Genomic DNA, 23,894 nt, shown 5'->3' with positions numbered 1-23,894 from the left:
GCCACGAAGATGATCGTTGTTTGATCCTTATTGATGGGACTAAAGACCCTTAAGTGGGCATGGTGCAGTCCAGAAGACTGGGGTGGCCCTAGCGTCCGACCGGAGGTGGTCCCCGCCATGCCTGCCGCACCGTCCCCCGCCGCGGTCACGTCCACGGCGAGCCGTGTGACCGCGCTGATCCTGGCCACGATCGCGTTCGCGGTGAACTTCTGGGCCTGGGCCCTGCTGAGCCCGCTCGGCCCCGTCTACCAGCGGTCCCTGGGGCTGAGCGCCACCGCGGTGTCGGTGCTGGTGGCCGTCCCGGTGATCGTCGGGTCGCTGGGCCGCATCGTGCTCGGCGCGCTGACCGACCGTTACGGCGGCCGGCTGGTGTTCGGCGTGACGACGCTGATCGGCGTGATCCCCGTCGTCTTCCTCGCCTTCGTGGAGACGTACTCGCTGCTGCTGGTGGGCGGGTTGCTGCTGGGCCTGACCGGCGCGACGTTCGCGATCGGCGTCCCGTTCGTCAACGCCTGGTTCCCGCCGGAGCGGCGTGGCCTGGCGCTGGGCGTCTTCGGCATGGGCAACATCGGCACCGCCATCTCCGGGTTCGCCACCCCGTGGCTGGCCGACGAGTTCGGCCGGCGCGCCCCCTTCTACGTGGTCGCGGCGGCGCTCGCGGTGACGGGCGTGGTCTTCCTGCTGGTGGGGCGGGACGCCCCCGGCGTGAAGCCGGCCGCGGAGCCGTTCCTCAAGAGGTTCACCGCCGCCGCCCGGATGCGGGTCACGGTGGAGCTGGCCGGGATGTACGCGCTCACCTTCGGTGGTTTCGTCGCGTTCGGCGTCTACCTGCCGCTGTATCTGCAGAGCGTGTACGGGCTGACGGTGGCGGACGCGGCGGCCCGCGCTGCGGGGTTCGTGGTGCTGGCCACGCTCGCCCGCCCGGTGGGCGGCTGGCTGTCGGACCGGGTCGGCGGCGAGTCCGTGCTGGCGTACGTGCTGGCGGTGGTGTTCGCGTGCGCGATCGTGGTCTCGTTCGCGCCCGGGATGCCGGTCGCCACGGTCGGCTTCCTGGCGATGGCGGCGGCGCTCGGGCTGGGCAACGGCGCGGTGTTCGCCATCCTGGGCCGGTCCGTCCCGGTCGCGATGGTCGGCAGCGCCACCGGTGTGGTGGGCGCGGCCGGCGGCCTCGGCGGGTTCCTGCCGCCGATCGTGATGGGGCTGATCTTTCAGGCGACGGGCTCGTACTCGATCGGGTTGATGCTGCTGGCCGCCATGGCTTTCGGCGCCTTCGTCTACTGCTGGTTCATCCTGCGCCCCCGCGCGCACCCCTAACAGAAAGAGAGCCACATGTCGGGCATGGACGGGCCTCTCACCGATGCCCTGCTCCGGCTGGGACGTTATCTGCACCCCGGCACGATGTCCCCTGACCTGCGAACACTGCACCAGATCGGCGGCCGTCAGGCCGACGCGTTCTACCGTGACCGGTGGAGTCACGACAAGGTCGTGCGGTCGACGCACGGCGTGAACTGCACCGGTTCCTGCTCGTGGAAGGTGTACGTCAAGGACGGCGTGATCACCTGGGAGGCGCAGCAGACCGACTACCCGAGCGTGGGCGGGGACCGGCCGGAGTACGAGCCGCGCGGCTGCCCGCGCGGGGCCGCCTTCTCCTGGTACACCTACTCGCCGACCCGGGTGCGTTTCCCGTACGCGCGCGGCGTGCTGGTGTCGATGTACCGGGAGGCGAAGGCGCGGCTGGGCGACCCGGTCGCGGCCTGGGCGGAGATCACCACCGATCCGGGCAAGCGCCACCGCTACCAGTCGGCGCGCGGCAAGGGCGGGCTGGTGCGGGTCTCCTGGGACGAGGCGACCGAGATGATCGCGGCCGCGCACGTGCACACGATCAAGACGTACGGGCCGGACCGGGTGGCCGGGTTCTCCCCGATCCCGGCCATGTCGATGGCCTCGCACGCGGTCGGTTCCCGGTTCGTCTCGCTGATCGGCGGGGCGATGCTGTCGTTCTACGACTGGTACGCCGACCTGCCGGTGGCCTCGCCGCAGGTGTTCGGCGACCAGACGGACGTGCCGGAGTCGGCCGACTGGTGGGACGCGTCGTACCTGATGCTGTGGGGCTCGAACGTGCCCGTCACCCGCACCCCTGACGCGCACTACATGACCGAGGCGCGCTACCGCGGGCAGAAGGTCGTGGTGATGTCGCCGGACTTCAGCGACGCCGCGAAGTTCGCCGACGAGTGGCTGGCCCCGCATCCGGGCACCGACGGGGCGCTGGCGATGGCGATGGGGCACGTGATCCTCAAGGAGTTCTTCGTCGACTCCGCCACCCCGTACTTCGCCGACTACGTGCGCCGCTACACGGATCTGCCGTTCCTGGTGCGGCTGCGCGAGCGCGAGCCCGGCCAGTACGTGCCGGACAAGTTCCTCACGGCCGCCGATCTCGGGCAGGAAGGTAAGGAGGCGGCGTTCAGCACGGCGGTGTGGGACGCGGACGCGGGTGAGGTCGCCGTCCCGAACGGCTCCCTCGGGTTCCGCTTCTCCGAGCAGGGCCAGGGCCGGTGGAACCTGGACCTGGGCGAGGTGTCGCCGGCGCTGACCATGCTCGACACGGGCGAGTCGGTCCCGGTGGGCCTGCCCCGTTTCGACGGGGCCGAGAGCGGCGTGCTGGAGCGCGGCGTGCCGGTGCGGCGCGTCGGCGACCACCTGGTGACGACGGTGTTCGACCTGCTGCTGGCCCAGTACGGGGTGCGCCGCGGCGGGCTGCCGGGCCGCTGGCCGCAGGGGTACGACGACGCGGGCGAGCCGTACACGCCGGCCTGGCAGGAGGCGATCACGTCGGTGCCGGCGGCGAAGGCGACGCGGATCGCCCGCGAGTTCGCCCGCAACGCCGACGAGTCCGGCGGCCGGTCGATGATCATCATGGGGGCCGGGGCGAACCACTGGTTCCATTCCGACACGATCTACCGGGCGTTCCTGGCGCTGGTGACGCTCACCGGCTGCCAGGGCGTCAACGGCGGCGGCTGGGCCCACTACGTCGGCCAGGAGAAGTGCCGGCCGGTCACCGGGTGGGCGCATCTGGCCTCGGGCGGCGACTGGTCGAGGCCGCCGCGCCAGATGATCGGCACCGCGTACTGGTATCTGCACACCGACCAGTGGCGTTACGACACCTACAAGGCGGACGTGGTGTCCTCGCCGCTGGGCGACGGCGTGTTCGCCGGCAAGACCACGGCGGACCTGCTGTCGCAGTCGGCGCGGCTGGGCTGGATGCCGTCGTACCCGACGTTCGGCCGCAACCCGCTCGACCTGGCGGACGAGGCGCGGGCCGCCGGGCAGGAGCCCGGCCCGTACATCGCGGAGAAGGTGGCCTCCGGTGAGCTGGGGTTCGCCTGCGAGGATCCGGACGCGCCGGAGAACTGGCCGCGGGTGCTGACCGTGTGGCGGGCCAACCTGCTGGGCTCCTCGGCGAAGGGCGACGAGTACTTCCTGCGCCACCTGCTCGGCACCGACGCCTCGCTGCGCGCGCGGGAGGCGGGGCCCGGCCAGCGGCCCGAGGGCGTCGCCTGGCGGGAGGAGGCGCCGCGGGGCAAGCTCGACCTGCTGCTGTCGCTCGACTTCCGGATGACCTCCACCACGCTGTTCTCCGACATCGTGCTGCCGGCCGCGACCTGGTACGAGAAGCACGACCTGTCCTCGACGGACATGCATCCGTTCGTGCACTCGTTCAACCCGGCGATCGACCCGCCGTGGCAGACCCGCAGCGACTTCACCGCCTTCCACACGATCGCCCGCGCCTTCAGCACGCTGGCCGCCGAGCACCTGGGCACGCGGACCGACCTGGTGGCGATGCCGCTGATCCACGACACCCCCGACGAGCTGGCCACCCCGCACGGGCGGGTGCGCGACTGGCGGCGGACCGGCGAGACGCCGACGCCGGGCCTGGACTTCCCGAAGATCGTCGAAGTGGAGCGGGACTACGCGGCCATCGCCGCGAAGATGGCCTCCCTCGGCCCGCTCGCCGAGCGGCTGGGTGCCACCACCAAGGGCATCACCTACGACCTGAGCGGCGAGATCGACCGGCTGCGGCGGGTCAACGGGTCCACCGCGGACGGCCGGCCGTCGCTGGCGCGGGACGTGGACCTGTGCGAGGCCATCCTGGCCTTGTCGGGTACCACCAACGGGCGGCTGGCCGCGCAGGGGTTCGCCACGCTGTCGCGGCGCACCGGCACCTCCTTCGACGGGCTGGCCGAGGAGCACCGGCACATCACGTTCGCCGACACGCAGGCGCGTCCCGTCCCGGTGATCACCTCGCCGGAGTGGTCGGGCAGCGAGAGCGGCGGCCGCCGCTACTCGGCGTTCACGATCAACGTCGAGCATCGCAAGCCCTGGCACACCCTCACCGGGCGGCAGCACTTCTACCTGGACCACGACTGGATGCAGGAGGCGGGTGAGGCGCTGCCGGTCTACCGGCCGCCGCTGAACATGACGGCCATGTTCGGCGAGCCCGGGATCGGCGACTCGACGGCGGAGGGGATCACGGTGCGGTATCTGACGCCGCACTCCAAGTGGTCCATCCACTCCGAGTATCAGGACAACCTGCTCATGCTGACGCTGTCGCGCGGCGGGCCGAACATCTGGATGAGCCCCGCCGACGCGGCCAAGGCCGGCATCGCGGACAACGACTGGATCGAGGCGGTCAACCGCAACGGCGTGGTCGTGGCGCGCGCCGTCGTCTCCCACCGGATGCCCGAGGGGACCGTGTACATGTACCACGCGCAGGAGCGGGTGGTGGACGTGCCCAAGAGCGAGACGTCCGGCCGGCGCGGCGGCATCCACAACTCGCTCACCCGGCTGCTGGTCAAACCCACCCACCTCATCGGCGGCTACGCCCAGCTGTCGTTCGCGTTCAACTACCTCGGCCCCACCGGCAACCAGCGCGACGAGGTGACCGTGATCCGGCGGCGCTCCCAGGAGGTGGACTACTGATGAAGGTCATGGGCCAGCTGGCCATGGTGATGAACCTGGACAAGTGCATCGGCTGCCATACCTGTTCGGTCACGTGCAAGCAGGCGTGGACGAACCGGGCCGGCACCGAGTACGTCTGGTTCAACAACGTCGAGACCCGGCCGGGACAGGGCTACCCCCGCACCTACCAGGACCAGAAGAAATGGCAGGGCGGGTGGGAGCTGAACTCCCGCGGCCGGCTCAAGCTGAAGGCCGGCGGGCGGCTGCGCAAGCTTCTGACGATCTTCGCGAACCCGCTGATGCCGTCCATCCAGGACTACTACGAGCCCTGGACGTACGACTACGACCGGCTGTTCTCCGCCCCCGCGACGGAGGACACCCCGGTCGCCCGCCCCAAGTCGCTCATCTCCGGCGAGCCCACCAAGATCACCTGGTCCGCGAACTGGGACGACGACCTGGGCGGCGGCCCCGAGCTGACCAAGGCCGACCCGGTGCTGCGCAAGGTGTCGGACCAGGTCAAGCTGGAGTTCGAGCGGGCGTTCATGTTCTACCTGCCGCGCATCTGCGAGCACTGCCTGAACCCCTCCTGCGTGGCCTCGTGCCCGTCGGGCGCGATGTACAAGCGCTCCGAGGACGGGATCGTCCTGGTCGACCAGGACCGCTGCCGCGGCTGGCGGATGTGCGTGACCGGCTGCCCGTACAAGAAGGTGTACTTCAACCATCGCACCGGCAAGGCGGAGAAGTGCACGTTCTGCTTCCCCCGGGTCGAGGTCGGCATCCCGACCGTCTGCTCCGAGACGTGCGTGGGGCGGCTGCGTTACATCGGGCTCATCCTGTACGACGCCGACCGGGTCGCCGAGGCGGCTCGGACGCCGGACGAGAAGGATCTGTACGAGGCGCAGAAGAGCGTGCTGCTCGACCCGAACGACCCGGAGGTGATCGCCGGCGCCCGCGCCTCGGGCATCCCGGAGGACTGGCTGGAGGCGGCCCAGAGCTCGCCCATCCACCAGCTCATCTTCGAGTACGGGGTCGCGCTGCCGCTGCATCCCGAGTACCGCACGATGCCGATGGTCTGGTACATCCCGCCGCTGTCGCCGGTCGTCGACGTGCTGTCCGAGACGGGGCACGACGGCGAGGAGGCCGGCAACCTGTTCGGCGCGATCGAGTCGCTGCGCATCCCCATCGGCTACCTGGCCGAGCTGTTCACCGCGGGCGACCCCGCGCCGGTCAGGCTGGTGCTGCGCCGCCTGGCGGCGATGCGCTCGTACATGCGCCGGCTCAACCTCGGCCAGGAGCCCGACGAGAGCATCGCCGAGGCGGTCGGCATGACCGGCGCCCAGATCGAGTCCATGCACCGGCTGCTGGCCCTGGCCCCCTACGGCGAGCGGTACGTCATCCCCAAGGCGCACGCCGAGCAGGCCGCCGACCTGGAGGAGCTCGCCACCGGGTGCAGCCTCGACTACGAGGGCGGCCCCGGCATGGGCGGGCCGTTCGGCGAGGCGTCCGGCACGCCCGCGCCGATCGCGGTCGAGAACTTCCACGCGCTGCGCGAGCGGCAGAGCGGGGACGAGCTGGAGCGGAGCGAGGACCTGCGCGGCCGGGTCAACCTCTTGAACTGGGACGGCAAGGGCACCCCCGAGGGCCTGTTCCCCCGGCGCGACAAGGAGGGCCAGTGATGGACCGCGCCGTCCACCTCACCGCGTCGGTGCTGCTCAGCTACCCCGACGAGCGGCTGGCCGAGGCGCTGCCGCTGCTGACGGAAACGGTCGGGACGCTGCCCGCGGGCGAGCCGGCGCGGCGGCTGCGCGCCTTCCTCGACCACGCCGCCGCCACACCGCCGCAGGACCTGGCCGAGCACTACGTGGCCACCTTCGACCTGAAGCGCCGCTGCTGCCCGTATCTGACCTACTACACCTACGGCGACACCAGGAAGCGCGGGATGGCGCTGCTGCGGTTCAAGCACGCCTTCCGCGAGGCCGGGTTCGAGCCCGCCGAGGGGGAGCTGCCCGACCATCTGGCGGTGGTGTGCGAGCTGTCCGCGCGCGGCGGCACCGCCCAGGCCTCCCGGCTGCTGCGCGAGCACCGGCCGGGCCTGGACCTGCTGCTGCGGGCGCTGGAGTCGGAGCGTTCCCCGTACGCGCACGTGGTCGCCGCGGTGCTGGCCACGCTGCCGCCCGCCACCGCCCGCGAGCGCGCCGCCGCCGCCAAGCTGGCCGCCGAGGGGCCGCCGGCCGAGGAGGTCGGCCTGCCGCCTTACCCGGTGAACGGCTCCGGCCCCGAGGCGGGGCCGACACCGTCGTTCCCCACCGATGGAGGATTCCGATGAACGCGCTCGACCTGCTGCTGTGGGTCGTGGCCCCGTACGTGGCGCTGACCGTCTTCGTGCTCGGCCACGTCTGGCGCTACCGCTACGACAAGTTCGGCTGGACCACGCGCTCCTCACAGCTGTACGAGTCGCGGCTGCTGCGCATCGGCAGCCCGATGTTCCACTTCGGCATCCTGGTCGTCATCCTCGGGCACGTGGGCGGGCTGGTGATCCCCAAGTCGTGGACCGAGGCGGTGGGCGTCACCGAGAGCATGTACCACGTGGTCGCGGTCGTGCTCGGCACCATCGCGGGCGTGTGCACGCTCGCCGGCCTGGCCATCCTCATCTACCGGCGGCGCACCGTCGGGCCCGTGTTCACCGCGACGACCCGCAACGACAAGCTCATGTACGCCGTCCTGGCCCTGGTGATCGTGCTCGGGCTGGCCGCCACCGTGGCCGCGAACGTGCTGGGCGGCGGCTACGACTACCGGGTCACGGTCTCGCCGTGGTTCCGCTCGGTCTTCGCCCTCCAGCCGCGGGCGGAGCTGATGGCCGGGGCGCCCCCGCTGTTCCAGCTGCACGCCTTCAGCGCGCTGGTGCTCTTCGCCATCTGGCCGTTCACCCGGCTGGTGCACATGCTCACCGCGCCCATCGGCTACCTGACCCGCCCGTACATCGTCTACCGCAGCCGCGAGCCGGTCACCCGCACCCCCGGCTGGACGCCCACTACCAGAAGGTGAACGCAGCACAAATTCGGGACTAAAGGCCATCCGATCGGGGTCCTCCTCCCCGGGCACCGCCGCCCCCGATCGGAAAAACTGGAGGTGAGAACGGCAGAACGGGTGAAGGAGGCGTCGTGATGGCTCGGCAGATCGTGGTGGGCATCGACGGATCGGCACCGGCGACCGCGGCGGTGGAATGGGCCGCCGCCGACGCCCGGCGCAGAGGGCTGAACCTGCGCATCGTCCACATCTGCGAGCAGTGGCGGCACGGCCATGGCGAGTCCGAATACTGCGCGGGCACCCTGGAGGCCGCCGCGGACCGGGCCCGCGCCCTCGCGGGCGGCGTCGAGGTGACGACCGAGCTGCTCACCGGGGAGGTCGCCCCGGCGCTCATCGCCGAGTCGGCCTCCGCCGACAGCGTCGTCATCGGCAGCCGGGGGCTCGGCGGGTTCCAGGGCCTGGTCATGGGCTCGGTCAGCATCGCCGTCGCCGGTCACGCCGCCGGGCCCGTGGTCGTCGTCCGCGGCACCTCCCCGATCACGCACGGGCGGATCGTCGTCGGCTACGACGGCTCCGAGCACGCGGAGGCCGCCATGGAGTACGCCATCGAGCAGGCCCGCCGCCGCGACGCCGAACTGTACGTCGCCTACGGCTGGACCATGCCGGCGTACTCCCCGTACGCGGTCGCCTACAACTCGCTCATCGAGGACGTCATGCAGGAGGAGGCCCGCGCGGCGCGTGAGCGCGTCGTTCCGTGGCGGGAGAAGAACCTCGACGTGCGGATCACCGACGGGCACGCCTGCCAGCACCCCGTCTCCCTGCTGATCGAGGCCTCCAAGCAGGCGGACCTGGTCGTCGTCGGCTCCCGCGGGCGCGGCGGGCTGGCCGCGGCCGTCCTCGGCTCCGTCAGCCACGGCGTGCTGCACCACGTCATCTGCCCTGTCGCCGTCGTCCGTCCCCGAACGGAGGAGACATCATGACCGCTCCGACCGCCATCCGTGCCACCACAACCGCCCCGCGTGCCGTGCCGAGGGACGGCGCGCGTCCCGCCGGCGAGCCTGCCGCGCAGGCGAGGCCGGTCGCGGAGCTGACCGCCGAACAGGTGATGAGCCGCGTGCTGGTCGCCGTCGAGCCGGGGGAGTCGCCTCTCATGGCGTGGGAGCTGATGCGCCGCGCCGGCGTCCGCCACCTGCCGGTCGTCGAGGGGCGGCACGTGCTCGGCGTCCTGACCCGCGAGGAACTCGCGGCGACCTGGTCCTGCGGGCCTCAGGAACAGTCCGGCCGCCAGGTCGGCTCGCTGCTGACCGGCCGCCGCCGGCCGCGGGTCGAACCCGGGGACCCGTTGCACCGGGTCGCCGCCGTCATGCTGGACGCCGCGTGCGACGCGGTGCCCGTGGTCCACGCCGGCGGGATCGTCGGGCTGATCACCGCCGGTGACGTGCTCGCCGCCGTCGCCGGGCGCGTCAAGCCGTCCGGCGAGCCGGGCGAGCTCGTCACCGGCATGTTCCACCTCGAACCCATCCTTCCCTGATCAGGAGGCGCGGCATGCGCGCGCTCGTCGTCTACGAGTCGATGTACGGAAACACCCGGCGGATCGCCGAGGCCGTCGCGGAAGGACTGGCCGGGCGGATGCGGGCCGACGTGGTCGAGGTCGGCTCCGCGCCCGCCGCCGTAGGCGAGGACGTGACTCTCCTCGTGGTCGGCGGGCCCACGCACGCCTTCGCCATGAGCCGCGCCACCACCCGTCAGTCCGCCGCCCAGGACGCCCCGGACGGTCTGGTGTCCCGGGGCGACGGCATCCGCGAATGGCTGTCCGGCCTGCGTACCGGCTCCGCCCGGCTGGCCGCGGCCGCCTTCGACACCCGCGTCGCCAAGCCCCGCCTGCCGGGGTCGGCCGCCCGCGGCGCCGCCAGACGGCTGCGCCGCCTCGGCGTCAGGAGCGCCGCGCCCGCCCACAGCTTCTACGTCATCGGGACGAAGGGGCCTCTCGTGGACGGCGAGCTGGACCGGGCCCGCGAGTGGGGCGAAACCCTCGCGGCCTCCTTCCCCGTCCCGGCCTCCTGAGGGCCCGGGGGCATCCTGCCCGTGTACGCGACAGGCGGTTGGATAGGTTGGGGCCGTGTCGCAGATCGATCACTCCGTCTCCACGTGGCAGCAGCCCTGCCCCGGCCCGGCGTCCCCCGAACGAGCCGCCCTGGTCGGCGAGATCGCCCGGCGGGTGCTGGCCCTGGGCGACGGCCGTCTCCTGGTGGGGATCGACGGCCTGACCGCCTCGGGCAAGACCAGTTTCGGCCACGAGCTGGCCGCCTCCGTCGCCGCCGCCGGACGCCCGGCGCTGCGCGCCACGCTGGACGACTTCAAGCAGCCGTGGAAGGACCGCCACCTCTACGACAGGGAGTCCGGCGAGGGTTACTACCGCAACGCCTACGACTACGAGTCCGCCAGACGCCTGCTGCTGGACCCGTGCCGCTCCCCGCGGGCCGGCGCCTGCGCCCTGTGCTCGATCGACCCCCTCACCCAGGTGGACCACTCGGCGGTCGTCACGCCGCTCTCCCCGGACAGCGTGCTCATCGTGGACGGCGTGTTCGCCTTCCGCCCGGAGATCGACGCGTACTGGGACTACCGCGTCTGGATGCACATCGATGAGGAGCTGTCGGTCGCCCGCGGCGCCGCCCGCGACCAGGACTGGGCAGGCTCCGGCGCCGAGGCGATCCACCGTGACCGTTACCTGGTCGCCCAGCGCGTCTACCAGCGCGAGGCCGACCCGATCGCCCGCGCCGACGTCGTGATCGACAACACCGACTTCGCTCACCCGCTGACCAAAGACCCATGAAGTCGGGAGGAACGGCCCTGCCGGCACCACCGTGGGGTCGCCGACCATGGAGGCATGGAACAGATCGTGGTGGGCGTTGACGGCAGGGGCGGCGGCGACGCGGCCCTGATGTGGGCCGCGGGCGAGGCCCGGCGGGCGGGGGCGCGGCTGGTCGTCGTGCACGCCTGGGAGTCACGAGCCCGCGCGTTCGCCCCCTACGCGCGCCCCACGGGCGGGCACGGCACCGGCGAACACGCGGAAGCGGTCCTGGAGCGGGCCGTCCTGCGGGCGCGTGCCGCCTATCCGGACGTGGCCGTGACCGGGCGGACCATCAGGGGCCGCCCGGAGGTGGTCCTGCGGCACGAGGCCCGGGCGGCGGCCCTCCTGGTGCTCGGCTCGGCCGCGCACCACGCGGGCGACGGCCGGCTGGGCGCGGTACTGCTCGCCTGCCTACGCTGGCCGCCCTGCCCCGTGGCCGTCATCGGCACCCCGCAACCGACGACCCCACAGCCCACCGCGCGTCAGCCGGTGGCGGCGGGCGCGGCGGCCCCCTGCTGAACCCTGCGCGTACGCCCGCTCGCACGGGCGTACGCGCAGGACGAACCGGTCAACCTTCCGATGGGCGTCGGCGGTCGCGGGCCGCTCGCGCTGTTCGCCGTCGGCCTCGTACGTTCCCCGCACTGGGTGAAACGTTTGCCCGGTTGAAGGTCGAAGGTCCTGGCGGCGGGGTGACGTGCGGCCCTGCCCGGGTAGCAGCCGTCGGGTGAGCATGGAAGCGGACACCCCGGCGGGAGGCGGGCGGGAGGAGGCACGGGTGCTCACCCGCGCTCCCGTACTCGAGGAGGCTGGACATGGGCAGACACGTCGTCGCGGGCGTGGACGGATCCGACAGCGCTGCCCTGGCGCTGGACTGGGCGGCGGCGGACGCCGGGCGGCGTGGGCTGGCGCTGCGCGTGGTGTACGTGCGCGAGCCGTGGGCCGGCGAGTGGGTGACGTCCGAAGGGTACGATTCGCTGACCGTGCAGGTCGAGCGGCTGCTGGAACGCTCGGCGGCGCGCGCCCGCGAGCGGGCGCGCGACCTGGAGGTGACCACCGCGATGGTGACCGGCGCGGTCGTGGAGCGGCTGCGGACCGAGACCGAGACCGCCGACACCGTGGTCATCGGCAGCCGCGGACTCGGCGGCTTCGCCGGGCTGGTGCTCGGCTCGACGGGGCTCGGCCTGGCCAACCAGGCGCACGGTCCCGTCGTCGTCGTCAGAGGTCACTACCGCGTCTCCCATGACGAGGTGGTGGTCGGCTACGACGGCTCCGTGGACGCCGAGTGCGCGGTCGAGTACGCGATGGAACAGGCCCAGGCGCGCGGGGCGAGGCTGCGCGTCCTCCACGCCAAGCACCAGCCGGTCTCCTACCCGCACCCGGCCGGGTTCGGGCCGGTGCCGCCGCCCGGCATCGAGGACGAGATCCCGCAGCGGCTGCGGCCCTGGCTGGACAAGTACCCGAGAGTGCGGTCCGTGCAGACCGTGGTCTCCAAACACCCGGTGCCCGCGCTGGCCGCCGCGTCCCGCACGGCCGACCTGGTCGTGGTGGGCACGCGCGGGATGAGCGGTTTCACCTCCACGATGCTCGGCTCCGTCAGCCACGGGGTGCTGCACCACGCCCACTGCCCCGTCGCGGTGGTACGGCCCCGCGAAGCCCGGTCATGACCGTCATCGTCTCGCCGCCGCACCTGAGCGCCCAGGCCAGGCGAGACTGGGACACCCTGCAGGCCGTGACCGTCGGGGCGCCGCGGTTCGACCCGGAACAGGCGGACCCGCTGCCCGACGCGGCACGGCGCTGGGTGCTGCACGCCATCGCCCCGGGCACCCCGCTGCTGCGCTCGGTCGTGCTGCGCTCGCGCGGCGAGATCAAGCTCGGCACCTGGCGGCGCTTCCACGCCACCCAGGCGCTGGAGCCGATGGAGGGCTTCGTCTGGGCTGCCACCGCGTGGGTGGGGCTGCTACCGGTGCACGGCTTCGACCGCTACCACGGCGGCGTGGGGGAGATGCGCTGGCGGATGCTGGACGCGCTGCCCGTGATGTCCGGCTCCGACCACGACATCAGCCGCAGCGCCGCGGGGCGGCTGGCGAGCGAGTTCGTGCTGGTCCCCGCCGCCGCCCTGGACCCGCGCGTCCGCTGGAAGCACGTCGACAGGTACGAGGCCGTCGCGAGCATGCCGGTCGGCGACGAGGACTTCGACGTCAGGCTGGCCGTGGACGACGACGGCCGGTTGGCCGGCGTCACCGTCTCGCGCTGGGGCGACCCGGACGGCGGCGGCTACCGCCGGCACCCGTTCGGGGTGGAATGCGGGCGGGAGGCCACCTTCGACGGGTTCACCATCCCGGTGTGGCTGCGCGGCGGCTGGTGGCCGGGCACCGAGCGGCGGGCCGAAGGCGAGTTCATCCGCTTCACCGTCGAGGACGCCGTCTACCGTTAGCCGCCCCCGCCCGCCCGGCTGGCGGCTCGGGCAGCCTCGCGCGGCTCCCGCAGGTAGTGGCGCAGGACGTCCTTGTCGTTCACAGGCCGTGGATCCGGCGGCCGGTGATCTGCTGCGGGATGATGCGGATGTAGAGCAGTCGCTCGCCGCCCGCCCACGGGGTCACGTCCGCGCCGATCACCTCGGCCACCTCCTCCTCGGGGACATGGTGGAACGGCCCCTGGACCAGCACGCTCCAGCCCTGGCGCTGCGCCTCGTCGATCTGGTCGATCTCGAAGCCGACGACGATCTCCACGCCTTCCACGCCGGTGCGCAGGTCGCGGTCCATCGCCCCGCCGTAGGAGGTGCGGAAGATGATCGCGCCCTGGTGGAGCTTGTAGTTGACGGGCAGGACCGTCGGGCCGTGGGAGCCGTTGAACGCCACCCGGCCGATGCCACCCGGCGCGATCAGCCGCAGGCACTCCTCGCGGTCCAGCTTCTCCAGCGAGGGGGACGCAGCCGCCGGGCCACGGCCGGGAGGCCGCTCCCGGCCGCCGCCCAGCAGGTCGTCGGCCGTGGTGCCGAGGGCCTCCGCCAGCCGGTGGACGGTCTCGGACGTCGGGCTGGCCGGGGTCTCCTCCAGGTACTCCACGTAGCCGGCGGACACCTTCGCCCGCTCGGCGACCTGTTCGCGAGTCAGCCCGAGGCGCTCGCGGTGATGCGCGATGCGGCGTCCGAGGTCGCCGGTGCCTGCCATGATCGTTCCCCCTTGGTCGAAGGTGAAGGTGCGTCCGGTGCCGCGGCCGGCCGTCTCGCCGTTGACCCGCACCATGCCGTCGCGGGCCTCGATCTCGAACCGTGTGCCGCGCACCAGGATGGGCAGGGACAGCGTGCCGAGCCGGTCGGGCAGGAGCGGGTCGAGACGCAGCCCGTCGTCACGCACCTCCAGCCCCAGATAGCACCGCTGCAACAGATCGAGCGTACCGGCCATCGCGCCGAGGTGGATGCCCTCCTCGGTCGTGCCGCCCTGCACGTCCTTGATGTCGCTCATCAGCGCCTCGACGAGCAGGTTCCACGACGTGGCCCGGTCGGTCGAGGCCAGCACCCACGCGTGCACCAGCGCGCTGAGCGTGGAGCCGTGGCTGGTGCGCTCCAGGTAGTAGGCGACCGTGCGCCGGATCAGGCCGGGATCGGCCGGATAGCCGAGCCGGTCCAGGATGCCGAGCAGCTCGTCACCGCTCAGCAGGTAGAACAGCATCAGCGTGTCGGCCTGCTTGGCCGCCTTGTAGCGGTTGACGTCGTCGCCCTCGGCCTCCAGCGCCCGGTCCAGGCGGCGCACCCCGCGGTGGCGTTCCCAGTCGAGCTCGGGCAGGTCGGCGTAGCCGGTGAACTGGCTGATCACCCCGTCGTGGAAGTCGACCCGCATGCGGCGGGTGATGTCGGCCCAGCGGGCCGGCTCCCGGGAGCCCACGGCCGGCACCGAGGGGGCGATCTCCAGCGCCCGCAGGAGCAGCCACACCGTCATGACGTTGGTGTAGGCGTTGTTGTCCAGCCCGGGGGAGCCGGCGTCCGGATAGCCCGTCTGGTACTCGTCGGGGCCCATCACGCCGCGGATCTCGTACCGGCCGGAGGCGGGGTCGAGCACGGCGAGCGAGGCGAAGAACCGGGCGATCTCGATGAACAGCTCCGCGCACCAGTCCGGCATCGAGCCGGTGACCAGGTGGTACTGCCACACGTTGTAGGCGATGGCCAGGCCGACATGCCGCTGCAGATGGGAGGCGTCGGGCAGCCAGCGGCCCGACTCGGGGTTGAGGTGCAGCGTCTGGGTCTCCTCGCGCCCGTCGCTGCCGCTCTGCCAGGGGAACATCGCGCCGTCGTACCCCTCGGCGCGGGCGGCCGCGCGCGCCTCGTCCAGCCGCCGCCACCGGTAGCGCAGCGCGCCGCGGGAGACGTCGGGGAAGCGCAGGTTGAGCCACGGCAGGACGAACAGCTCGTCCCAGAAGACGTGCCCCCGGTACGCCTCGCCGTGCAGGCCGCGCGCGGGCACCCCGGCGTCGAGGTCGGCGGTGTGCGGCGACATCGTCTGCAGCACGTGGAACACGTGCAGGTGGATGGCCTGGGCGATCTCCGGCTCGGTGACGTCCATGCGGGCGCGGTCCCACAGGCGGTCCCAGGCGGTGGTGTGGCGGGCCAGCAGCTCGTCGAAGCGGGGCGCCAGCCGGGCCCGCCGGACCGCGGCCGAGCGGGGGTCGTGGATGGCGGGGTCGCGCGAGGTCAGCAGCGCCACCACCTTCGTCACGGCGGCCGTTTCGCCCTCGACCAGGTCGAGCACGTGGCAGGAGGTCACCCGGGCCGGCTCCGCGGTGAGCTCCTGCCTCGCGGGCGCGTCCACCCGGGCGGCCAGCGCGACCGTGACGCCCGAACCGCGGGTGGTGACGGTCAGCCAGCCCAGGTCGTCCTCGACGCCGGTCGCGTGCCCGGTCAGGTGGTCGCCGCGCAGGTCGCGATAGCGGGCCACGCCGTCGTTGCGGACGTCGCCGTCGACGGCGGACAGGACCCGCAGCGGGCCCGACCAGTTCTCCGCCGTGAACGTGGTCTCCAGCGCCGCGAGCGCGCTGTCGGCCATCGACACGACGCGCCGCTGCCGCACCCGGGTGATCCGGCCCTGCGGGTCGCGCCAGCGCAGGTCGCGCGTCAGGACACCGGCGTGCATGTCGAGCGCGTGGTGGTACTCCAGCAGGTCGGAGTCCTCCGGGTGGAAGTAGTCGCAGCCCGGGGTGGCGAACGTCAGCGGCAGCCAGTCGGGCAGGTTGACCAGGTCCTCGTTGGTCACGGTCTTCCCGGCGACGGGGGAGGTGAGCCGGTTGTAGACGCCGGCCGCGTACGTGCCGGGCGTGCGGCGCAGGCCGTCGGGGGTGGCGCCGCGGGTGGCGAACCGCCCGTTGCCGAGCGTGCACAGCGCCTCGCGCAGTCTTTCACCGTCCGGGTCGAAGCCCTCGTAGGCCAGGATCCACGGCGTCATCGGCGGCCCACCGGCACGCGCCCGGCCACGGTCACCTCGGCCAGGTCGTGCACGACGACGTCCGCGCCCGCCCGGATCATCGCCTCCGCCTGCGCCTTGGCCCGGTCGACGGCCACCACCAGCTCGAAGCCGCCCCTGCGGCCGGCCTCCACGCCCGGCAGCGCGTCCTCCACGATCGCCACCTCGGCGGCGGGCAGCCCGAGCCGGTGCGCGGCCTCCCGGAACAGCGCCGGGTCCGGCTTGCCGGGAAAGCCCAGCCGGGCCGCGTCGTTGCCGTCGACCAGCACGTCGAACAGGTGGAGCAGGCCCGAGGACGAGATGACCGCCCGGCAGTGCCGGCTCGCCGAGACCACCGCCGTGCGGCAGCCCCGGTTGCGCAGCTCGTGCAGCAGCGCCACGGTGGACGGGAAGGCGGCCACGCCGTGCTCGGCGATCTGCCGTACGAACAGCTCGTCCTTGGCCATGCCCAGCCCGTGCACGGTCGGGGCGCCCGGCTCGTCCTCAGGGCCGCCCTCCGGAAGCGTGATGCCGCGCGAGGCCAGGAAGGTGCGCACGCCGTCCAGGCGTGGTCGCCCGTCGACGTAGCGCAGGTAGTCGTCGCGGATGTCGAACGGCGCGGAACGACCGCGGAGGAAGCGGTCGAAGACGTGCTTCCACGCGGCGGCGTGCACTCTCGCGGTGTCGGTGACCACGCCGTCGGTGTCGAAGACCACGGCGCGCAGCGTGTTGAGATCGATCGCGGCCATGGCAAGACGCTACCCCCGAGCAGGCAGGACATCCATGGCCGTTCGCCTCGCCCTGATGTGACCTCCGGCCCTGCCGGGGAGGCCCGGCACGCGGTGTCATGAAAGGGACACGAGGAGGCACATCATGATCGTTGTAGGTGTCGACGGCTCCGTGACCTCGCGGGCCGCTGTGGAGTGGGCGGCCGGCGACGCGTTCCGGATGCGCGAGCCGCTCCGGGTCGTGTACGCCGTCGACCGCGCCCCGTACCAGATCACCAGGTTCCCCGCCGGCGTCGCGCCCGACACGCTGCAGAAGGCCGGGCAGAAGGCGCTGGCCGAGGCGGTGGCACTGGTGCACGAGCGCCAGCCGACCGTCGAGGTGACCGCCGAGACCGTCGAGGGGTCGCCCGCCGGGGTGCTGCGCGAACTTGACGGGTCGGCGGTCGAGATCGTCGTCGGCAGCCGCGGGCTGGGCGGCCTGTCCGGCGCGCTGCTCGGCTCCGTCAGCACGCACGTCGCCGGGCACGCGCACCGGCCCGTGGTGGTCGTGCGCGGCGAGCGGTTCGCGCCGCGCGGGGAGGTCGTGGTCGGGGTGGACGACTCGCACGAGTGCGAAGCGGCGCTCGGCTACGCCTTCGAGCAGGCCAGGCTCCGGGGCGCCCGGCTGCGCGCTTTGCACGCCTGGCAGCTCCCGGTGCACGCCTTCGCGCCCGAGGTCTCGTACGACCTGGACGAGATCGGCGAGGCCAGGCGGCAGGCCGTCAGCGACCGGCTGGCGGCGTTCAGGGAGAAGTACCCGCAGGTGGACGTCGTCGAGGACGTGCGGTCAGGGCGGCCGGTCGAGGAGCTCGCCGACGCCTCCGCCGGCGCTGACCTGGTCGTCGTCGGCTCGCACGGCCGCGGCGCGGTGGCCTCGGCGCTGCTCGGCTCCGTCAGCCGGGGCGTGCTGCACCAGGCCCGCTGCCCCGTGGCGGTGGTCCGGTCCTAGGTCCCGGCGGGATGGGACCTTCGCCGCTGCCGGTGGCCGGCCCCATGGCCGATCGTGGAAGTGGAAGGAGAGGCATCATGACCATTCACGTCAGGGACGTCATGGGGCGGGTCGCCATCGCGGTGCTCGAGGACGCGTCCTTCAGCGACATCATCGGCGCCATGAAACGCTACGCCGTGGGCGCCGTCACCGTCATCGACGCCGACCGCCGCCCCGTCGGCGTGGTGTCGGAGGATGACCTGCTGCTCAAGGAGATCGACCCGGTACGGCACAGCGTGTCCATCTTCGAGGGCCCGCGGCAGCGGCTGGAACACCAGAAGGCCGCCGGGGTCAGGGCCCGCCAGCTGATGACCTCCCCGGCCATCACCGTCACCCCCGGCATGACCGTCAGGGACGCCGCCCGGGTCATGCACGACCGGCGCATCAAGCAGGTGCCGGTGATCGACCCGGTCACCGGCCGCATCGCCGGCACCCTGCACCAGCGCGACGTGCTGCGGGTCTTCACCCGCCCGGCCGCCGACGTCGAGGCCGACGTACGCGCCCGGCTGCCGGAGGGCGACTTCACCGTCCGCGTCGAGCAGGGTGTCGTCACCCTCGGCGGCCGGGTGCGGTGGACCTCCGAGGCCGTCGCGCTCGTGGCGGCCGTCCGGGCCGTGGAGGGCGTCGTGGACGTCGTCTCCGAGCTCGAACACGACAAGGGAGACCTGATGGCCGTCCCGCCGCTGATGTGAGAGAGAACGCGGAAGGGGGGCCGCCCGGCCGGGCGGCCCCCCTTCTTGGGTGTCAGCGCATGCGGCGCAGCAGTGGCGACGGCGGCGCCTGGGCCGGGGCGACCCGGATCCGGACGTCCACCGCCGCCGCGTCGTCCGGCGTCACGATGACCGGGTTCAGGTCCAGCTCGGCGACCTGGGGCAGGTCCTCCAGCAGGCGGCTGATCCGGGCGATCTGCCCCGACAGCGCCTCCACGTCGGCCGGCGGGGAGCCGCGGTAGCCGTACAGCAGCGGCGCGCACCGCAGCTCCCCGATCAGCTCGCGGGCGGCGGCCGCGCCCACCGGCGGCACCCGGAACGCGCGGTCGGCCAGCAGGTCGGCCGTCACCCCTCCCATCCCGACCATGACCAGCGGCCCGAACGTCGGATAGTTGACCCCGCCGACGATGATCTCCACCCCGGCGGGGAGCATCCGCTGCACGATCGCGCCGGTCATCTCCGCCCCGATCCGGGCGGACATGTCCTGGTAGGCGTCGCGTACGTCCGCGGCCGTCTTCAGGCCCAGCCGGACGCCGCCGACGTCGCTCTTGTGCACCGGCCCCGTCACCTTGAGCACCGCGGGCAGCCCGACGCGGCCGGCGGCCTCGGCCGCGGCGTCGGCGTCGTGCACCGGCACCGCCTCGGCCACGTCGACGCCGTAGCAGGCGAGCAGCCGGTTGGCCGCGGCGGGGGAGAGCCACCCGCCGTCGGGGTTCTCGTGCAGATGCGCCCGTACGATCTCCTCGGCGGACTCCACGTCGGCGGCGGGCGGCTCCTCGTGCTCGGGCAGGGGGCGCTCGCGCCACTCGGCGTACCGCGCGGCCTGGGTCAGCGCCTTGATGGCCTGCTCGGGGAAGGCGTAGCTGGGCACCCTGCCGTCGATGACGCCGTCGTGACCGACCACGCAGGCCAGCACGGGCTTGGCGGAGCCGGCCGCGGCGGCCGCGATGGCCTCGCGCGTCTTCTCCAGCCCGGAGCCGAACGGCGGCGTGTAGACCACGAGGACCGCGTCCACCGCGTCCGAGCCCGCGGCCGCCTCGATGGCCGCGCCGAGCTCCGCCGCGCTCGCGTCGGCGGTGAGGTCGACGGGGTTGCCGACGGCGGCGTTGCCGCGCGCCTCGATCAGCCCGGCCGGCAGCTCCGGCACCGACAGCCCGGCCGCCTCGCACGCGTCGGCGGCCATCGCCTCCGGCCCGCCGGAGTTGCCGACGATGGCCACCCGCCGCCCGGCGGGCAGCGGCTGCGTGGACAGCAGCCGGGCGGTGTCGATCAGCTCGTGCACGCTGTCGAGCCGGATCACGCCGGAGGCGCGCACCAGCGCGTCCACGGCCACGTCCGGGGTGGCGGCGGCCGCCGTGTGGGAGCGGACCGCCCGGTCGCCGGCGCCCGTGCGGCCGCTCTTGACCAGCAGGATCGGCTTCTTGCGGCCGACCCGCCCGGCGATGCGGGCGAACTTGCGCGGGTTGCCGAACGACTCCAGGTACAGCGCGACGACGTCGGTGTCCGGGTCGTCCTCCCAGTACTCCAGCAGGTCGTTGCCGCTCACGTCGGCCTTGTTGCCGACGGACACGAACATGGACACGTCCAGCCGCTCCAGCAGCGCGGCCGCCACCGCGCCCGACTGCGACACCAGCCCGACCCGGCCCTCGGTCGGGGTGACGGGCAGGAAGCTGGCGTTGAGCCGGGCGTGGCTGTTGACCACGCCCAGGCAGTTCGGGCCGATCAGCCGGATGCCGGCGCCCCGGCACACGCGCAGGATCTCCACCTCGGCGCCCGGCCGGCCCGCCTCGGCGAACCCGGAGGTCAGCACGATGAGCCCGGCCACCCCCGCCTCGGCGCAGTCGCGGGTCACGCGCAGCACGTGCTGGGCGGGCACCGCCACGATGGCCAGGTCGACGGGGCCCGGCGCGTCCAGGACGCTCGGGTAGGCGGTCAGGCCGGCGATCTCGCCGGCGCTCGGGTTGACCGGGTAGACGGGGCCGGCGAAGCCGCCGTCGACGAGGTTGCGCAGCGCCGTGTGCCCGACGGACGACGGGTCGCGGGAGGCGCCGATCACCGCGACGGAGCGCGGCCGCAGCACCCGGTCCAGCGAGGCGCGCTCCGCCGCGTGGTCGCGGGCCTCGATCTCGGCCCGCAGCCGCGGTGTGACGCGCGCGTCGACGACCATGTGCAGACTGCCGCCGGCGAACTCGTGGGTGGTGTCGAGCCCCAGGTCGCGCAGCACGTTGATCATCGGGCGATTCTCGGCCAGCACGTCGGCGACGAGCGTGCGCACCCCGTTGGCGGCGGCGTTGACCGCCAGGTGCTCCAGCATGAGCGTGCCGAGGCCGTTGCCGTGCACCGCGTCGTCCAGCAGGATCGCCAGGTCGGCGCTGCCGTCACCGGCCGGGATGTACTCGGCGACCGCGACCAGCCGATCCCGGACGGTCGCCACCAGCGCGTGCCCGGCCCATTCCGGGCCGGTGACGCGGTCCATGTAGGCGTGCGCGGTGGCCCGGCCCCCGGTGAAGAAACGCAGGTACGCCGAGCGCTCGGACGAGCGGTCCACCAGCTCGTGCAGCGCCTCCCGGTCGCCGGGGCGCAGCCGGCGCAGGTGGGCGATGCCGCCGTCGCGGAGCAGGACGTCGTATCCGTCAAGCATCTTGCCTCTCCAGTTCGCTTGCTGGGCGGCGCGGGCTACCCGGCACCTGAGGTCCGTAACCCAGCCTAATGATCATCTGGGCGTGGCCCCGACGGTGGTGCGGGTCCCTGCGCCGGCGCATGTCGCGCAGGTCGAGCGGCTGGTTCAGGAACGAGGCGGACAGCCCGTGCCTGGTCGCGGTCAGCAGCACTCTCTGCAATGCCTGCCCGGCGCGCAGCCAGTCGATCGGCCGGTCGCCCTGCGTGGTCAGCACCACCAGCTGCGGGTGCTCCTCGAACCGCGCGTCCCGCTCGTGCCGGCCGAAGTCGCGCACCGGCGCCGGGTCCCTGGCCGGGCGCGGGCCGTGCGCATAGGCGGGCACCCCGTCGAAGCGGGCACCCGGCATGGTCCACGCCGCCAGCTCCGCCTGATAGTCGTGGTCGCGGGACAGCTCGTCCTCGGCCAGCGCCACGTGGTCCAGCATCTCGGCCACGCCCTCGGCGTCCAGCGGCACCAGGCTCGCGCCCTCGCGTGAGGCGGCGATGCGCAGGTCGCCGAGCACCGACGGCGGCACCAGCCGGTCCGAGAACGGCTCACGGCTGGTGCGGCGCACCGGGATCAGCTCGTACAGCTCGCGGTTCTCGCCCCGGACCGGGCGGCCGTCGGCGGTGCGCACGGCGGCCATGAGCAGCGGGTGCTCCTCCGGATCCGGCAGCAGCCACACGATGGGACGGCGGCCCACGTAACGCACCGCCAGCCGCAGGTTGAACAGCGCGGCCCCGCAGCTCACCATCATGGAACGGCCGCGCGGGTCGGCGACCCGCAGCCTGCGGTCGGGGTCGGCCAGCAGCTCGATGCGCCGGCCGGGCACGACGTGGAAGCGCCACGGCTGGGTGTTGTAGACCGAAGGCGCCTGACCGGCCGCGAAGAGCAGCCGCCGGACGCCGAGGTCGGCGCTGACGAGGGTAGGGGACATGACGCACCTCCTGCCTCCGAATCTGGCGGAGCCCTCGTGCCGTCAGGCAGAGCCGGAGGACCTTCGCGCGGGTGTCCAAAGTCCCTGCCCCCGGCGAGGGCCGTTCGGCCTGGCCGAAGGTCCTCGCGGGCGAGGCCGGCGGACCCTACACAGCGCCTCTGACCTGCCGCGATGCTGGCCCGCATGGATGTGCTCGATCTCTCCCGGTGGCAGTTCGGCATCACGACCGTCTACCACTTCCTGTTCGTGCCGCTCACCATCGGTCTGTCGATCCTCGTGGCGGGATGGCAGACCGCGTGGTACCGCACGAAGAAGCCGGAGTACCTGCGCCTCACCAAGTTCTTCGGGCGCCTCTTTCTGATCAACTTCGCCATGGGCGTGGTCACCGGCATCGTGCAGGAGTTCCAGTTCGGCATGAACTGGAGTGACTACTCCAGGTTTGTCGGGGACGTCTTCGGGGCGCCGCTGGCGATGGAAGGGCTCATGGCGTTCTTCCTGGAGTCGACCTTCCTCGGGCTGTGGATCTTCGGCTGGGACAAACTGCCGCCGAAGGTCCACCTGGCCACGATCTGGACGGCCGCCATCGGCACCAACATCTCCGCCTACTTCATCCTGGCGGCCAACTCCTGGATGCAGCACCCGGTCGGCTACACGATCAACAACGGCCGCGCCGAGCTCACCGACATCTGGGCCGTGCTCACCAACCCGACCACGCTGGTGACGTTCCCGCACGTGATCTTCGGCGCGTTCCTCACCGCCGCCGCGTTCGTGCTCGGCGTCAGCGCCTGGTTCCTGCTGCGCAAGAGGGAGACCTCCCTGTTCCGTCCGGCCATGCGCCTGGGGATGGCCGTCGCCCTGGTCTCGGCCGCCGGCGTGTCCTTCACCGGACACTGGCAGGCCCAGCTGATGACCGAGCAGCAGCCGATGAAGATGGCCGCCGCCGAGGCGCTGTGGGAGGACGAGAAGGCCGCCGGCTTCTCCCTGTTCGCCGTCGGCGACGTGGAGAACGGCCGCAACCACGTCAACCTGCAGATCCCGTACGGGCTGAGCATCCTGGCCACCAACACCCCCGACGGCGAGGTCGAGGGCATCAACGACATCCAGAAGCGCTACGAGGCCATGTACGGGCCCGGCGACTACGTGCCCGCGGTCGGGATCGCGTACTGGTCCTTCAGGCTCATGATCGGCTTCGGCATGCTGGCCGCCGGGCTCGCCCTGCTCGGGCTCTGGCTGACCAGGAAGGGACGGCTGCCCGAACGGCCGTGGTTGTACCGGCTGGCCGTCCTCGGCATCGGGCTGCCGTTCCTGGCCAACACCATGGGCTGGATCTTCACCGAGATGGGCCGCCAGCCGTGGACGGTGTTCGGCCTCATGCGCACCGCCGCCGCCGTCTCGCCCGGCGTCGACGTCACCTCCGTCGCCATCACGCTGGTCGGCTTCACCCTGGTGTACGCGGTCCTCGCCGTCATCGAGGTCCGGCTGCTGGTCAAGTACATCAAGCTCGGCGCCGAGGAACAGCCGGAAGCCGAGCCCGCGGCCCCCACCCTGAGCTACTGAGGATCACCCC

Annotated in this window: 19 protein-coding genes; 15 read left to right on the top strand and 4 right to left on the bottom strand. The window is 72.8% G+C overall.

What is annotated here, in order from left to right; translation table 11 throughout:
• Positions 1 to 117 precede the first annotated feature (117 nt).
• The 12 genes from ABD999_RS03880 (at position 118) to ABD999_RS03825 (ending at position 13,268) form a co-directional block, all read left to right on the top strand.
• A complete protein-coding gene (locus tag ABD999_RS03880; RefSeq protein WP_271278282.1) occupies positions 118 to 1,314 on the top strand; it encodes an MFS transporter in 1,197 nt (398 codons plus the stop codon).
• Positions 1,315 to 1,329: 15 nt separating this feature from the next.
• Entirely contained in the window at positions 1,330 to 4,977 is a 3,648-nt protein-coding gene (locus tag ABD999_RS03875) for a nitrate reductase subunit alpha (RefSeq protein WP_271278281.1), read from the top strand.
• Positions 4,977 to 6,632, top strand: a complete 1,656-nt coding sequence (gene narH / locus ABD999_RS03870) for a nitrate reductase subunit beta (protein ID WP_271278280.1) — start codon at positions 4,977 to 4,979, stop codon at positions 6,630 to 6,632. Before ABD999_RS03875 ends, narH begins: the two co-directional genes overlap by 1 nt.
• Entirely contained in the window at positions 6,632 to 7,282 is a 651-nt protein-coding gene (narJ, locus tag ABD999_RS03865; RefSeq protein ID WP_271278279.1) for a nitrate reductase molybdenum cofactor assembly chaperone, read from the top strand. The genes narH and narJ overlap by 1 nt, the downstream gene beginning before the upstream one ends.
• Positions 7,279 to 8,001, top strand: coding sequence for a respiratory nitrate reductase subunit gamma (gene narI / locus ABD999_RS03860; RefSeq protein ID WP_148031883.1), 723 nt, complete (start codon positions 7,279 to 7,281; stop codon positions 7,999 to 8,001). Before narJ ends, narI begins: the two co-directional genes overlap by 4 nt.
• Before the next feature lie 119 nt (positions 8,002 to 8,120).
• Positions 8,121 to 8,963 carry a universal stress protein gene (locus ABD999_RS03855; RefSeq protein WP_271278278.1) on the top strand — a complete coding sequence of 281 codons (843 nt, stop codon included), beginning with the start codon at positions 8,121 to 8,123 and terminating at the stop codon, positions 8,961 to 8,963.
• The gene (locus tag ABD999_RS03850) at positions 8,960 to 9,514 is read left to right on the top strand and encodes a CBS domain-containing protein (protein WP_271278277.1); all 555 of its coding nucleotides are present in this window, start codon (positions 8,960 to 8,962) and stop codon (positions 9,512 to 9,514) included. Before ABD999_RS03855 ends, ABD999_RS03850 begins: the two co-directional genes overlap by 4 nt.
• 14 nt (positions 9,515 to 9,528) lie before the next feature.
• Positions 9,529 to 10,047 carry a flavodoxin family protein gene (locus tag ABD999_RS03845; RefSeq protein ID WP_148031880.1) on the top strand — a complete coding sequence of 173 codons (519 nt, stop codon included), beginning with the start codon at positions 9,529 to 9,531 and terminating at the stop codon, positions 10,045 to 10,047.
• Positions 10,048 to 10,102: 55 nt separating this feature from the next.
• A complete protein-coding gene (locus ABD999_RS03840) occupies positions 10,103 to 10,816 on the top strand; it encodes a nucleoside/nucleotide kinase family protein (RefSeq protein ID WP_271278276.1) in 714 nt (237 codons plus the stop codon).
• Positions 10,817 to 10,870: 54 nt separating this feature from the next.
• Positions 10,871 to 11,353 (top strand): universal stress protein, encoded by a 483-nt coding sequence (locus ABD999_RS03835; protein ID WP_271278275.1) that lies wholly within the window; start codon positions 10,871 to 10,873, stop codon positions 11,351 to 11,353.
• Positions 11,354 to 11,646: 293 nt separating this feature from the next.
• Positions 11,647 to 12,498, top strand: coding sequence for a universal stress protein (locus ABD999_RS03830; protein WP_219545812.1), 852 nt, complete (start codon positions 11,647 to 11,649; stop codon positions 12,496 to 12,498).
• Complete coding sequence (locus ABD999_RS03825) at positions 12,495 to 13,268, top strand: DUF6544 family protein (RefSeq protein ID WP_271280362.1); 774 nt, start codon at positions 12,495 to 12,497, stop codon at positions 13,266 to 13,268. Before ABD999_RS03830 ends, ABD999_RS03825 begins: the two co-directional genes overlap by 4 nt.
• Before the next feature lie 79 nt (positions 13,269 to 13,347).
• Here the strand turns inward: ABD999_RS03825 and ABD999_RS03820 are convergent, their stop codons facing one another.
• Together ABD999_RS03820 and ABD999_RS03815 are read right to left on the bottom strand one after the other, a co-directional pair.
• Complete coding sequence (locus ABD999_RS03820) at positions 13,348 to 16,269, bottom strand: pyridoxamine 5'-phosphate oxidase family protein (RefSeq protein ID WP_333485755.1); 2,922 nt, start codon at positions 16,267 to 16,269, stop codon at positions 13,348 to 13,350.
• Complete coding sequence (locus ABD999_RS03815) at positions 16,266 to 17,015, bottom strand: HAD family hydrolase (protein ID WP_148031874.1); 750 nt, start codon at positions 17,013 to 17,015, stop codon at positions 16,266 to 16,268. The genes ABD999_RS03820 and ABD999_RS03815 overlap by 4 nt, the downstream gene beginning before the upstream one ends.
• 124 nt (positions 17,016 to 17,139) lie before the next feature.
• Here ABD999_RS03815 and ABD999_RS03810 point away from each other — a divergent pair, with 124 nt between their 5' ends.
• The gene (locus ABD999_RS03810; protein WP_271280361.1) at positions 17,140 to 17,982 is read left to right on the top strand and encodes a universal stress protein; all 843 of its coding nucleotides are present in this window, start codon (positions 17,140 to 17,142) and stop codon (positions 17,980 to 17,982) included.
• Between the two features lie 77 nt (positions 17,983 to 18,059).
• A complete protein-coding gene (locus ABD999_RS03805) occupies positions 18,060 to 18,713 on the top strand; it encodes a CBS domain-containing protein (protein ID WP_148031872.1) in 654 nt (217 codons plus the stop codon).
• Positions 18,714 to 18,765: 52 nt separating this feature from the next.
• On the opposite strand, the gene ABD999_RS03800 is transcribed toward ABD999_RS03805, so the two are convergent.
• Both ABD999_RS03800 and ABD999_RS03795 read right to left on the bottom strand, forming a co-directional pair.
• Entirely contained in the window at positions 18,766 to 21,372 is a 2,607-nt protein-coding gene (locus ABD999_RS03800) for a bifunctional acetate--CoA ligase family protein/GNAT family N-acetyltransferase (protein WP_271278800.1), read from the bottom strand.
• Positions 21,365 to 22,327: an Acg family FMN-binding oxidoreductase gene (locus ABD999_RS03795; RefSeq protein WP_271278799.1), complete on the bottom strand. Its 963-nt coding sequence runs from the start codon at positions 22,325 to 22,327 to the stop codon at positions 21,365 to 21,367. The genes ABD999_RS03800 and ABD999_RS03795 overlap by 8 nt, the downstream gene beginning before the upstream one ends.
• A 183-nt stretch (positions 22,328 to 22,510) precedes the next feature.
• Here ABD999_RS03795 and ABD999_RS03790 point away from each other — a divergent pair, with 183 nt between their 5' ends.
• Positions 22,511 to 23,884: a cytochrome ubiquinol oxidase subunit I gene (locus ABD999_RS03790; RefSeq protein WP_271278798.1), complete on the top strand. Its 1,374-nt coding sequence runs from the start codon at positions 22,511 to 22,513 to the stop codon at positions 23,882 to 23,884.
• Positions 23,885 to 23,894: the final 10 nt, after the last annotated feature.

Source organism: Nonomuraea ferruginea, from assembly GCF_039540635.1.
Classification (GTDB): Bacteria; Actinomycetota; Actinomycetes; order Streptosporangiales; family Streptosporangiaceae; genus Nonomuraea; species Nonomuraea ferruginea.
This window is presented reverse-complemented; position numbering and strand designations above follow the sequence as displayed.